The organism is Neorhizobium galegae (assembly GCF_017877135.1).
Taxonomy (GTDB): domain Bacteria; phylum Pseudomonadota; class Alphaproteobacteria; order Rhizobiales; family Rhizobiaceae; genus Neorhizobium; species Neorhizobium galegae_A.
The window spans coordinates 57,490-70,192 of the sequence record NZ_JAGIPH010000006.1 but is presented as its reverse complement, the minus strand read 5'-3'; the positions used below and the strand labels follow the sequence as shown (position 1 = coordinate 70,192).

Annotated in this window: 12 protein-coding genes; 4 read left to right on the top strand and 8 right to left on the bottom strand. The window is 63.0% G+C overall.

What is annotated here, in order from left to right:
- Positions 1-2 precede the first annotated feature (2 nt).
- The 3 genes from J2858_RS17420 to J2858_RS17410 all read right to left on the bottom strand — a co-directional run bounded on the left by J2858_RS17420 (position 3) and on the right by J2858_RS17410 (position 3,239).
- Complete coding sequence (locus J2858_RS17420; RefSeq protein ID WP_210106110.1) at positions 3-1,070, bottom strand: HlyD family secretion protein; 1,068 nt, start codon at positions 1,068-1,070, stop codon at positions 3-5.
- Positions 1,071-1,111: 41 nt separating this feature from the next.
- Positions 1,112-2,719, bottom strand: a complete 1,608-nt coding sequence (locus J2858_RS17415) for an MFS transporter (protein ID WP_245366519.1) — start codon at positions 2,717-2,719, stop codon at positions 1,112-1,114.
- A gap of 61 nt (positions 2,720-2,780) precedes the next feature.
- The gene (locus tag J2858_RS17410) at positions 2,781-3,239 is read right to left on the bottom strand and encodes a MarR family winged helix-turn-helix transcriptional regulator (protein WP_210106109.1); all 459 of its coding nucleotides are present in this window, start codon (positions 3,237-3,239) and stop codon (positions 2,781-2,783) included.
- 206 nt (positions 3,240-3,445) lie between these two features.
- On the opposite strand from J2858_RS17410, the gene J2858_RS17405 reads away from it, so the two are divergent.
- Complete coding sequence (locus J2858_RS17405; RefSeq protein ID WP_210106108.1) at positions 3,446-4,225, top strand: SDR family oxidoreductase; 780 nt, start codon at positions 3,446-3,448, stop codon at positions 4,223-4,225.
- Between the two features lie 11 nt (positions 4,226-4,236).
- Here the strand turns inward: J2858_RS17405 and J2858_RS17400 are convergent, their stop codons facing one another.
- Positions 4,237-5,094 (bottom strand): DUF1194 domain-containing protein, encoded by an 858-nt coding sequence (locus J2858_RS17400; RefSeq protein ID WP_210106107.1) that lies wholly within the window; start codon positions 5,092-5,094, stop codon positions 4,237-4,239.
- A gap of 279 nt (positions 5,095-5,373) precedes the next feature.
- Between J2858_RS17400 and atzF the strand changes: the two genes are divergently transcribed.
- Complete coding sequence (gene atzF / locus J2858_RS17395) at positions 5,374-7,179, top strand: allophanate hydrolase (protein ID WP_210106106.1); 1,806 nt, start codon at positions 5,374-5,376, stop codon at positions 7,177-7,179.
- A 53-nt stretch (positions 7,180-7,232) separates the two neighbouring features.
- Here the strand turns inward: atzF and J2858_RS17390 are convergent, their stop codons facing one another.
- Both J2858_RS17390 and J2858_RS17385 read right to left on the bottom strand, forming a co-directional pair.
- Complete coding sequence (locus J2858_RS17390; protein ID WP_210106105.1) at positions 7,233-8,585, bottom strand: histidine kinase dimerization/phospho-acceptor domain-containing protein; 1,353 nt, start codon at positions 8,583-8,585, stop codon at positions 7,233-7,235.
- Complete coding sequence (locus tag J2858_RS17385) at positions 8,575-9,243, bottom strand: response regulator transcription factor (RefSeq protein WP_210106330.1); 669 nt, start codon at positions 9,241-9,243, stop codon at positions 8,575-8,577. Before J2858_RS17385 ends, J2858_RS17390 begins: the two co-directional genes overlap by 11 nt.
- Before the next feature lie 207 nt (positions 9,244-9,450).
- Here J2858_RS17385 and J2858_RS17380 point away from each other — a divergent pair, with 207 nt between their 5' ends.
- Both J2858_RS17380 and J2858_RS17375 read left to right on the top strand, forming a co-directional pair.
- Complete coding sequence (locus J2858_RS17380) at positions 9,451-9,729, top strand: PepSY domain-containing protein (RefSeq protein ID WP_210106104.1); 279 nt, start codon at positions 9,451-9,453, stop codon at positions 9,727-9,729.
- Between the two features lies 1 nt (position 9,730).
- Positions 9,731-10,270, top strand: a complete 540-nt coding sequence (locus J2858_RS17375) for a cytochrome b/b6 domain-containing protein (RefSeq protein WP_210106103.1) — start codon at positions 9,731-9,733, stop codon at positions 10,268-10,270.
- Positions 10,271-10,337: 67 nt separating this feature from the next.
- Here the strand turns inward: J2858_RS17375 and J2858_RS17370 are convergent, their stop codons facing one another.
- Positions 10,338-10,748 carry a diacylglycerol kinase gene (locus tag J2858_RS17370; RefSeq protein WP_210106102.1) on the bottom strand — a complete coding sequence of 137 codons (411 nt, stop codon included), beginning with the start codon at positions 10,746-10,748 and terminating at the stop codon, positions 10,338-10,340.
- On the bottom strand, positions 10,727-12,358 hold the full coding sequence (locus tag J2858_RS17365) for a phosphoethanolamine transferase (RefSeq protein ID WP_245366517.1): 1,632 nt from the start codon (positions 12,356-12,358) through the stop codon (positions 10,727-10,729). Before J2858_RS17365 ends, J2858_RS17370 begins: the two co-directional genes overlap by 22 nt.
- Positions 12,359-12,703 lie beyond the last annotated feature (345 nt).

Below are 12,703 nucleotides of genomic sequence, written 5' to 3'. Positions count from 1 at the left end.
TCTCAGCGGGCCGCAACCGCTTCTGCCGGTTGCGCCTGCGCCAGATCGATGCGGGCAACGACCGACATGCCGGGCACCAGCCGGTCCTTCAACGGCTGGTCCGGATCGATGGCGATGCGCACGGGAATGCGCTGGGCGATCTTGGTAAAATTGCCCGTCGCGTTATCCGACTTGATGACGCTGAATTCCGAGCCCGTGGCCGGCGCAAAGCGCTCGATGCGGCCCTTGAGCGTCTGGTGGCCGAGCGCGTCCACGGTAAAGGTCACCGCCTGGCCGGCCTGCATGCCGGCAAGCTGGGTTTCCTTGAAATTGGCGACGACCCAGATCCGCTCCGGCACGAGAGAGGCGATCTGCGTGCCAATCGAGACATACTGGCCGATGCGAGCCGATATTTCGCCGAGCGTGCCATCCTGCGGCGCGGTGATGCGGGTGTTCTGCAGGTCGATTTCGGCAAGTGCCACGGCGGCGCGGGCGCTGTCGACGGCGGCTTCCAGCGACCGGCGCGAGACGATGGTGGTGTTCAGGTCCTGTTCGGCCACCAGTTCGGCCGCTTCCGCCTGATGGAGCGCTGCCTGCGCCTGATCGAGTGCGGCGCGGTTCTTCTCCGATTCGCTCTGGGTTGAAATATTGCGCTCGAGAAGCGCCTGCGTGCGCTCATAGGTGGTGCGCGCCGCCGTGAGGCTCGCATTGGCGCTTTCGATGGCGGCCTTGGCCGAGACGATCTTGGCCTCGTTGGATTTGCGCGCCTGCTCGGAATTGGCAAGCGCTGCCTCCTCCTTGGCAAGTGCCGCCTTGGCCTGGGCAAGCTTCTGCACGTAGATGCGGTCGTCGATCTGCGCGATCAGGTCACCGGTCTTGACGGTTTGATAGTCCTTGCGCGGCACATCCACCACATAGCCGGCAAGCTGCGGGCTGATCAGCGTCACCTGGCCGCGCACATAGGCATCATTGGTGGTTTCGACACTGCCGTGGAAGGGCGGCAGGTTGAAGACGAAAAGGACGATGATCACGCCGGCGGCGCCAATGGCAAGCGCGACATAGGTGGCGATGGAGCGAAAGAACTGGGTCATGGCAGGTTGTTCCGAAGGGGGCAAAGGGGGCAAACGAGAGATCAGGCCGTGGCGTCGGCTGGGGCCTCAGCCGGCCGGCCGGGCAGCCACCGATCTCTGTGGCGAATGAGGAGATGGAGAACGAGAACGACGAGGGCGGCGCACGAAAGCAGGGCCGTCATCAGGAAGGCGTCGTTATAGGCGAGCACATAGGCCTGCTGCTGCACTTGCTTGGAAAACAGGCTTGCGCCCTGCGCATTGCGCAACACGGGATCGGTCGTGACCCGCGCATAGGCGCCGACATATTGCTGCAGTCGGGCGGCCACCAGCGGATCGGAGCCGGCAAGCCGGGACACAATGCGGAACGAGTGAAACTGTTCGCGCCATTGCACGAAGGTTCCGTAAAGCGCGCTGCCGAGATAACCGCCGACCTTCTGGGTGGTGAGGAAAACGATGATGAAGCTGAGGATATAGTTCGGCCCGCGCTTCAACGCCGCCGAAAAGCCGATTGCCAAGGCCGGCGGCAGGAAAAGCCCGCTCGCAAAGCTGATCAGCATCTGGCTGACATAGACCTGTTCCGGTCGTGTGAGCACGGTCGATCCGCTGTCCATGTAGCTGCCGATGGCCAGCATGATCAGCGCTGCGGCATGGATGGCGGGCTCGCGGCCGGGCTTCATCAAGAGAGCGCAGAGAAGGCCCGAGACGACGCTTGCGGCAAGAATGACGAGGTATAGGCCCTGCATCTGGTCGCTGAGCAGGCCCATGGTGCGGAACATGCCGATCGCCCCGCTCGACTGTTCCGAGAGGATCAGCCGGAAGACGAGCAGCACGCCGGTGAAATGCACGATCTCGCGTGAAGTCAGCCAGCGGATGTCGAGAAGCTGGTTGCGGCGGTTGAGCTCGATCAGGGCCATCACGGTCAGGCTTGCAAAGCCGATAACCAGCAGCCAGCCGATCCACGGCGCTTCCATCCACCAGTAGAGCCGCCCGACGGTGAGCACGACGGCTACAGTGCCAAGCCCGATGGCCAGAAATCCGTAGCTTACGACATCGAGAAGACTGATCACCTTGGCGCGCGGCGGGGAGTTCAGCGGCAGCCGGTAGATGAAGGCAAGGCAGACGAGCGCCAGCCCGAGTTCGAGCAGGTAAAAGGCATGCCAGCCGCCGAGATCGAGCAGCGTCGGCGACAGAAGACCGGCAACCGGCGTCGGCAGGGCAAGCGCCGTCAGCGCCAGACACAGGCCAAGGTTCAACTTGCGCGCCGGCGGCACGGTTTCCAGCATGTAGAGGAAGGCAAGCGACGACATGGGCGCGGCGGCCGCCCCGGCAAAGAAGCGCAGCACCAGCGCGCTTTCAAAACTTCCGGCCCAGAGATGACCAAGACTGATGACGGCATAGGTCACGATGGAAATTTCGGCAAATTTGCGCAGGCCGAACTGGGCCCTCAGCTTGAACAGCATCAGCGTCAGGCTGGCATTGGGGATCATGTAGGCGGCAATCAGCCAGGTGGCTTCCACCTGCGTGACTTCAAGCGGGCCCGCCACCTGCTGGATATTGTTGGACAGAAGGCTAAGCCCAAGCCCCTGCGTCAGCGCAATCAGCGTGGCGGCCAGCATATAGGCTGCCATCAGCGCCGGCGGGCGCGGCTGAAACGGTGCCGGCGCCGGCATCGGTTCCTGGCCGGGGCGCTTTTGCACGTCTTGCCGCAGAGGCTTTTGATCAGGCTCGTCATTAGGGTGCGACATCAAAAATCTCCAGATCGGCCACACGCTCGGAAAGCAGTTCCAGAACGTTGATCGACGTGCTGAGTTGCTCAGGGTCGAGACCTTCGAAAATCCGCTCGCGCAGACGCTCGCCGATGGCTTGCACGAAGGCTGCCTGTTCGCGCCCATGGGCCGTCAGCGCCACCTGCTTGACGCGGCGGTCGGAGAGATCCGGTCGCCGCTCGATGATGCCGTTTTCTTCCATGCGATCGAGAAGGCGAACGAGTGTCGCCTGTTCCAGTTCCAGTTCCAGCGCCAGTTCGCTCTGCGTCATGCATTCGCGCCGCGACAGCCGAAGCAGTGCGCGAGCGCGCGGATAGGTCAGGCCATTGGCCGTCACCTGCTGGTTGAAGGCAGTGCGGATCTTGCGGCTGGCCTTGGTCAGCGATTCAAGAAAGTCGGCGGTCAGCTTGCGGTCATTTTCCATGGGGCACTTAAGGTTAGTATGCTAATGAAAAATAGATAGTGCGCTAACCTTTCTTTTCAAGACCCCTCGCGCTCCTGTCCGAGGAAACCGCATCTCATCCCCGCGCGGTCGGATACGGGTGCAGCGCTGCCTCGATCAGGAACCATTTGCGGCGTCTTCCCGTTCGCCCGCCAGACCGCAGGGACGGATAGAGAAAGGACAGGTTCATGGACCTCACATCGAAAGTTGCTCTCGTCACCGGCGCTGGGTCCGGCATTGGCCATGCGGCTGCGCGTTTGCTGGCAGGGCAGGGTGCCAAGGTGGCGCTTCTCGGCCATACGGAAAGCGAACTCAAAAAAGCCGCAGACGCGCTGCGCGCCGAGGGTGGCGATGCGCTGACCATTACCGCCGACGTCTCAAGCGACATCGAGATGAAGGCGGCCCTGCAGATGCTGATCGACCATTACGGCCGTCTCGACCTGGTGGTGGCGAATGCCGGGATCAACGGCGTCTGGGCACCGATCGATGACCTGAAGCCGGAGGAGTTCGACAAGACGATTGCGGTCAACCTGCGCGGCACCTATCTCACGCTGCATCATGCCGTGCCGCATCTGAAGAAACAGGGCGGCGCCATTGTCGTCGTCTCGTCCATCAACGGCAACCGCACCTTCACCTCGCCCGGTGCCACCGCCTATACGGCGACGAAAGCGGCGCAGGTGGCGATCGTCAAGCAGCTGGCGCTGGAACTCGGCCGCCACCACATCCGTGTCAACGCCGTCTGCCCCGGCCAGATCGAGACGCAGATCGACGACAACACCGACAAGCGCCATGTCGAGGAAACGAAGATCCCGGCTGAATTCCCGGCCGGCGAGATTCCCCTGCGCGACGGCAAACCCGGTGCGAGCGCCGATGTTGCCGAAGTCATCGTCTTCCTCGCCTCGGACGCCTCGCGCCATGTGACCGGCACGGAGATCTATGTGGATGGCGGGCAGGGGCTCCTGCGCTAGGGGCGTCCGCCTTACGGATCGAAAAACTCGCGCCATTGCTGCTCGCCCAACAGACAATCGGTCGTTGCGGGGCGGGCGGCGGTTGCGATGCGGTGAACTTTGGCGGGCGTGAGGCCGCTTACTTCCATCACCAGCTTGCGGCGGATGGCAACGGCAAAATCCTCTGCGTTGTGGACCGGCAGCACGAAGGAGCCGGGCCCGCCGATGACGCAGTCGCCATAATATTTGTCGAGACCGCCCATGGTGGCGGAGGGGCGCAGCATGATGGCGAGCCCGTTGATGATGACGCCGGCCTCCACCGCCTTGTCGCGCATCGGCGCCACCGGCTCCCCGATATTGTTCGGCCCGTCGCCGGACACGTCGATCACCTGGCGCATGCCGCGATAGCGGTTGGAGACGAGGCTTGTCGTGCCATAGGCAATGGCGGCGGAGATCGAGGTGCGCCGCTGCGTGGCAATCGGCCGGGCGGCAAGCTTTGCCGCAAAGGCTGCCGCATCTTCCGGCGTTTCGATCACCTGCCAGTCGATGACCGAAGACGGATCGACCTCTCCGGCCCATTCGAAATAGGAAATGGCAATCCTGCCGAGGAGGCCGCCGCGCACCGCGGTGATGAATTCGCCGTGCTGGAGGGCGCTGATATAGCCCTCGCGCTGGACGCGCATCTCGTCGTAATCCATCGAGCGGGAGGTATCGACGGCCAGCACCAGTTCCACATCGACATCTCCGCCGCCTGCGCCAGGGGCTGTTCCGGCTGCGTGAAGGCCCGGCGCGGTCGCGGCAACAGGCGTGGCCGTTGGATTTTTGTCTGGCAGGTCCGCCGGCGGCGCACCTGCACTTAGGGTCAGAAGCATGGCAAGTGTGGCAAGCATCGCAACCTCGTCACAACCGGGCGTCAGTGTCGAAGTCTAGCACAGCGGTAAAGGACGGCTATGGGATTTGCGGGCACGTTTCAGTGATTGCTTACGGGTAAGAAATCGGAGGCTCTTGCGACTCAGCAAAAAAAGATTAAAAAATAGGCATTGTGAGGGTGATTGTATGCAATAGGCGCTGTCTGTCAGTGTCGATGTCCCGCAATTGCGGCATTTCGGGTTGGCATGTCGATTGCTGCGAAGGTTTTGAATGAAGCTTTCTGTTCTGGAGGAAATGAGATGATCCCCGCCATTCTCGATCTTGCTGCGCTGAAGGCGCTTTATGCCGAAGGATTGTCTCCGCTCGATCTCGTGGAAGAGGTGATTGCCCGCCGCAAGGCCTCGGACGATCCGGCCGTGTTCATCACCGAGACGCCGGATGAGGATCTGCGTGGCGCAGCGTGCGATCTGCTCGTCTCCCACCCGCAACCAAACAGCCTGCCGCTTTGGGGTATTCCGTTTGCGGTAAAGGACAATATCGATGTGGCGGGCCTGCCGACGACGGCGGCCTGCCCGGCTTTTGCCTACGCGGCACAACAGGATGCGACCGTCGTGGCGCGCCTGAGAGCCGCGGGCGCCCTCGTGATCGGCAAGACCAATCTCGACCAGTTCGCAACGGGCCTCAACGGCACCCGCTCGCCCTATGGCGCGCCGCGCTCGGTCTTCGACAAGGCCTATGTGTCGGGCGGCTCTTCCTCCGGCTCGGCCGTTGCGGTGGCGTCGGGTCTTGCAAGCTTTGCGCTCGGCACGGATACGGCAGGCTCCGGCCGCGTGCCGGCCGCCTTCAACAATCTTGTCGGCATCAAGCCGACGCCGGGGCTGGTGCCGAATGTCGGCGTCGTGCCGGCCTGCCGCAGCGTCGATGTGGTGACCGTCTTTGCCGCGACCGTCGGCGATGGCGCAGCCATCCGCAAGGTAATGGAGGGCTATGACGCGGGCGATCCCTATTCCCGCAAACCCACGCCCGTTGCACTTCCGACAAGCGGCCTGCGCATCGGCGTGCTGGACGGGGCGGAGCGCGAGTTCTTCGGCAATGTCGCCGTCGAGGCGCTCTATGATGCGGCAATCGCCCGGGCGAAATCCCTGGGCGCCACCATCGTGCCCTTCGATTATGCGCCGTTTCGTCAGGCGGCCGAACTGCTCTACAATGGCCCCTGGGTTGCTGAGCGTCTGGCGGCGGTCAAGGATTTCTTCGGGACGAACGCCGATGATGTCGACCCGACGGTGCGCAAGATCATCGAGGGCGCGAAGGCCTACGATGCCGTCGATGCCTTCGAGGGACAGTATAGGCTCGGGCACCTGCGCCAGAAAGCGCTTGCCGAATGGGAAAAGCTCGACCTGCTGATGCTGCCGACGTCGCCCACCACCTATACGGTGGAGGCGATGCTGGCCGATCCGATCGTCAGGAACAGCCATTTCGGCCGTTATACCAACTTTGCCAACCTCTTCGGCTATGCGGCCATTGCCGTTCCCGGCGGTTTTGGCGCGGATGGCCTGCCAAGCGGCGTGACCCTTTTCGGTCCCTCCTTTTCCGACGATGCGCTGGCGCCGTTTGCCGATGCCCTCCACCGCGCCGCCTCCTGCGGCATGGGCAAGGACAAGGTGGCAGTCCTGCCGGAGGCCTCGAAAGTGGCCGCAGCCGATGACGGCCTCGTCACCATCATGGTGGTCGGCGCGCATCTGACGGGCATGCCGCTCAACCACGAACTGACCGGGCCCGGCGGCACGCTGTTCAAAACCTGCCGCACCTCCGGGGATTACCGGCTTTACGTGCTGCCCAACACCACGCCGCCGAAGCCCGGCCTCATCCGCGACCCCGGTTTTAAGGGGCAAGGGCTCGAGGTCGAGGTCTGGAAAGTGACGCCCGCCGCCTTCGGGCGCTTCGTGCAGAACATTCCGGCGCCGCTTGGCATCGGCAAGGTGACGCTGGAGGATGGCAGCCAGGTGTCCGGCTTCCTCTGCGAACCCTATGCCATTCAAGGTGCGCAGGAGGTGACGGCGCTTGGCGGCTGGCGCGCCTATATCGCGTCGCGCAAATCCTCCTAGCGGCAAAAGACTGGAGGCTGGCATAATCAGGCCCGCCCCTTGCTCTCATTGTCTCAGGCGGCCGGTTCGCCAAATTGCACGGTCGCGTGAAATACGTGGTCGCGGCCATTGCGGCTCCTGCAGGACAGGACGAGGCTTGCGCCCATCTGCGTCACCAGCCGGTCGGCGATCGCAAGGCCGAGGCCGGAGCCGGGGGCGCGGTCATTGCCGCGGGCAAAGCGCTGGCGAAGCTGCGAAAGCTCGGCATCGGAGAGTGCCGGCGAGGCGTTGCTGACGCGCACCGATTGGCCGTCCTCGACAAAGACGTCGATGGGCGCCTCGCCAAGCCCGTGCAGGCCGGCATTTTCGATGAGATTACGCAGCACGATGGCAAAGGCGTCCGGATCCGCCGGCCAGTGCAGATGGTCGTCCGTGCCGCGGTGGTAGCGGATGCGGCCCTTCAGCGGCCCGGAGCGGTTGAACTCATCGACCATCATGTCGACGATCGGCACGAGATCGTTGGTTTCGCGGCCGGCGCCGATGCCGGCCTCGGCGCGTGACAGCTGCAGCAGCTTTTCATTGAGCGCCGCCAGCCGGCGAAGCGCACCATCGGCGCGCTTGGCATGCTCGCGGGCGCTGCCTTCCGGCAATTCTTCGAGCAGCACTTCCACCTGCGCCCGCGCGCCGGCAATCGGCGTGCGAAGCTCGTGGGCGCTGTTGGCCGTCAGTTCCCGTTCCGCCTCGAGCGCCGACGTCAGACGTTGCAGAAGCACGTTGACAGACTGGCTGATCGGCTGGATTTCCTGCGGCAGGTCGTCGAGTTCGACAGGGGAGAGGTTGCCGCTGTCCTTCATGGCAATTTCCGCCCGCAGCCGGTCGACCGGCAAAAGGGCGCGCCGGACGATCCACCAGATCGCCGCGATGCTGATCGGCAGCAGCACCAGGATCGGCATGAGAAGCGCGGTCATGCCTTCCAGCGCCGCCTCCTGGCGATGATCGAGCGAATCGGCCACCTGCACGAAAAGCGAACTGCTGACGGCGGACACCGTGAAGATGCGCCGGCTCTCGTCTTCCCAGAAACCCGGCGTGAGCGGCGCCGGATAGGGATCGGGCGTGACATTGTGGGAATGCATGAGGACGCGGCCATCGGCATCGCGCACCTGATAGGTGAGATATTCATCCGGCACGCTGCCGCGCAGCGCCGTCAGCTTGCGCGGCGTCGTTGTATCCTCGCGCAGGTAAAGATCGTCGACGACCAGCGGCACCAGCCGCTCGGCCGTCTCTTGCAACGAGCTGTCGAAGATTTCGCCGAACTCTTCGCGCATGACCGACACGCCGAGACCGACCGCCAGGAGCCAGAACAGGAACAGGGCACCCGAAAGCCAGAGGATCAGCTGTTTTGCAATGCTGCGGCTCTTAACGCTCATCGCTCACCATCCGGTATCCGATGCCGCGCACCGTTTCGATCGTGGCGCGTCCGAGCTTGCGGCGCAGCCGGCTCACATAGACTTCCACCGTATTGCTCTCGATTTCGGCGCCGAAGGAATAGAGCGCCTCTTCGATCTGGCTTTTGCCGACAATGGCGTTGCGCCGCACCGACAGCATTTCGAGAACCGCCCATTCGCGCGCCGAAAGCGCCAGCTGTTCGCCATTGCTGCGGGTCACCCGGCGCTCCGAGGGAAAGATCTGCAGATCGCCGATCTCGATCATCGGCACCTGGTGGGCGCCGTAGCGGCGGGCAACGGCGTGGATGCGCGCTTCCAGTTCGCCGAGATCGAAGGGTTTGACCAGATAATCGTCGGCGCCGGCATTCAGACCCTCGATACGGTCCGACACCTGGTCATGGGCGGTGAGGATGATCACCGGCGTCTTGTCGCGCCTCGCCCTCAAGGCTTTCAGGATGTTCAGCCCGTGTCCGTCGGGAAGGCGCAGGTCCAGAAGGATGAGGCCATATTGCACGGCAGCGAGACAGGCTTCTGCATTGTCCTGATCCTTGGCCCAGTCCACCGCATGGCCCTGGCGAACCGCATGCGTCTTGACTGCGTCGCCCAGCGTCTGGTCGTCTTCCACCAGAAGAATTCTCAAAGGCTCGTCTCCCCCCAGTTCGTCACTGCCGCCTTCACGCTCCGCCATCAGCCTTCGTCCTGCCCCGGTTGTTCATGCCGGCGCTGTGGCGCACCAGGCTGACGGGGGCCTGAAGAGGATGGCGTCGTTTGCCTTATTCTGGCCCTTCAGGTCCATGTCAGCAAGCGGTTCCACCTTGCAGCTTGTCATCAACGCATGGAGAAACCAATGAGATTCTTGATCACCGTAACGGCGGGCGCGCTTGGCGCGGTGCTGGCGTTTGCCGGCGTGGCCGCCGCCAAGGACAAATGCAATGTGCCGGTGGCTGAGTGGCAGCCGCGCGCAGCACTCCAGAGCAAGCTGGAGGCCGAAGGCTGGAAGATCCGCTCCATCAAGACCGAAGACGGTTGCTACGAGGCCTATGCCATCGATGCCAAGGGCCAGAAGGTCGAAGCCTATTTCGACCCGAAGACGCTTGCCTCCGTCGACATGAAGACCGGTAACTGAGATGCCGGCGACGGTCAGGGTCTGGGACCCTTATGTGCGGGTGTTCCATTGGGGACTGGTGACGAGCTTTGCCGTTGCCTGGTTTTCGGCGGAAGACCTGCGGCAAGTGCATGAATTTGCCGGATATACCGCCGGCGGCCTGATTGCCGCGCGTCTCGTCATGGGCATTGCGGGCTCGCGTTACGCGCGTTTTTCCCAGTTCATCCGTCGTCCGACCCGCGTGATCGCCTATGCCAGCGACGTGGTGGCCCATCGCGAGCGGCGCTATCTCGGCCATAATCCGCTGGGCGGGCTGATGGTGTTAGCGCTGATCATTCTGGTCGCGTCGGTTGCCTTTACCGGCTGGCTGCAGACCACCGATGCCTATTGGGGCATCGAATGGGTGGAAGACCTGCACCGGCGGCTGGTCAATGTGATGATCGGTTGCGTTATCCTGCATCTTGCCGGCGTTCTCGTGGCAAGCCTCAGGCACAGTGAAAACCTCGTTCGTGCCATGGTCACCGGCGTCAAGCGCCCGCCCGCTCCCGGCGACGTGATCTGAGACAAGAGACATCAAAGCAGATGAGAGGCGAGGCGCCGTGGTTCTTCCCACGGCGCCCGCAGCGGTTTCAGAGCCCGGGCAAAAGCCCGAGCCGCGTCGCAAGCGTTGTGATGAGCAGTAGGGCCCAGGCCACAAGCCCGCAATAGACGGCCAGCGAGCCCAGATCCTTGGCATGCCTGCCGGTCAGCGATTGCTCCGGCGAGATGCGGTCGATGATTTCTTCGATCGCGGTATTGATCGCCTCCACCGCCACCACCAACAGAAACAGCATGACCAGCGCCACGTAGCTCAGCGCCTGGGCGCCGATTGCGGCAAAGAACATCAGCGAAGCGGCAAGGGCTGCCACTTCATGGCGAAAGGCCGTTTCCTGCCACAGCCGCCCAAGCCCGCTCAGCGAGTAGCGCTGGGCGGCGGCCAAGTGCTTCAGGCCGCCGATCTTGTGCGATGGTTCCGCGCTCAACTGTTGGCCGCCTGGCATACGCTCATGAGGTCGAGCTTCGGATTGCGCACCTCGGTGTCCACCTGCATCATGCCGAGGACCGTGTGGAACAGGTTGTCATGCGATTGCGGCAGCGAGACCTGCTTGGCCCAGCAGGCGGGGTTGGTGCGGCGTTTCGCCTCCTCGCCCAGCCACAGCACGAAGGGGATGTGGGTCTGCTGCGCCGGCGCCACCACCCAGGGGGCGCCGTGCAGGAAGAGACCCTTTTCACCCAGCGATTCGCCATGGTCGGACATGTAGATCATCGAGGGCGAAATCCGGCCCTGCTGCGCGTTCAACATGTCGATCACGCTGGCGAGGATATGGTCGGTATAGGCGATCGAATTGTCATAGGCATTGACGATATCGTCGCGGTGGCACTTGGAAAATTCCGACGAGCGGCAATCGGGCGTGAACAGGCGGTATTCGTCGGGATAGCGGGCGTAGTAGGCCGGGCCATGACTGCCGAGCTGGTGCAGGACCAGCACGCTGTCGCCGGTCACCGAGTTGAGCCACGCATTCAGCTGGTCGAGCAGGATGGCATCCTTGCATTCGCCATTTTCGCAGAAGCGCGGGTCATCCGAGCGGTAAAGCTCCTTGTAGGGAATGCGCTCTGCCATGCCCTTGCTGCCGGTATTGTTGTCCCACCATTCGGTGCGGATGCCGGCATGCACCAGCACATCCATGAGGTTTTCGCGCGCCAGACCCTTGCCATGCGAATAGCTGCCGCGGCCGAGGCCGGAGAACATGCAGGGCACCGAGACGGCTGTTGCCGTGCCGCAGGAGGATGTATCGGTGAAATACAGGATATCGCGCTTGGACAGTTCCGGGTTCGTCGCACGGGCATAGCCGCCGAGCTGAAAACTGTCCGCACGCGCCGTTTCGCCAACGACGACAATGGTGACGCGCGGCTTGCGGTTGGCAGCCGTTGCGGCATCGCGGACCTTGGCATCGGTGCCGATCGGTTGCGCGACGATATCGCGCTCCTTGGCGGAGCCCGCCAGATAGCGTCCGGCGCTCACCATCGGGAAGATCGGATTGAGGGTGTCGAACCAGTCGCGGTGCTGGCGCGTGGCAAAGGCAAAAATGCCGGCCTGCGCCAGTCCCGCGCCGAGGAGGAGCGCGAGGCAGGGGACGATGATCGCCATGTTATAGGCGAATTTCCTAGGAAAATTGCGATGACGGATCCGCACCCAGGCAACCAGCGCCGACGGCAGGAGGCCGTAGAGAACCATATGCAGGACAAAGCCTGCCGTAATCAGGTGGTTTGCTTCCGGCATGGAGGTTTCGGCCGCATTGCGAATCATATCGAGATCCACGATCACGCCGAACTGATCCATGAACCAGGCCGTGGCGGCGGCAGTAAGGATGAAGAGGATCAGGACCGGCTTCATCAGGTACTTGACCGACACCGTCACAAACAGCGCGACATAGCCGCCGGAAAGGCCGACCATCAGGCACGCGAGCGCCAGGTTCTGCCCGGACAGATAAGTGAAGGTCTTGCCCCAGAAGGACTGGTTCAACGCGAACAGCACATAGAGTGCCGTTACGATCGCAAGCGTGACACTGCCAATGCGCGGCCGGCGGGCCAACAATGCCTCAAGTTTCAATGCGATGTCCTTCCCGAGGCATTGGCTGGACCGACGTCCAGGGTTGATGTCTGTTCATGAGGCAGTGGGAAAAATTCCTGACAGCAGCCTGAACGCGGCCTTACAGCCGGCTCGGCGCTTGGTCGCAGCAGCGCGTCACGTCGCTCTGCGCCATTGGCCGGCGCGCCGTCCGAACAGCCCGGAACTTCCGCCATTCTCGACCATTGTCAGGTTCTGGTGGGAAATAGCGGTGCTGAGATCGGCATCACTCAAGATTGTGGCTCGTGTATAGGTGGTACGGTTTGTTTTATGCAAGAATTGATACTCTTGTCGCGCGGTCTTCTAAGATAAAACGGCGCGACTTTC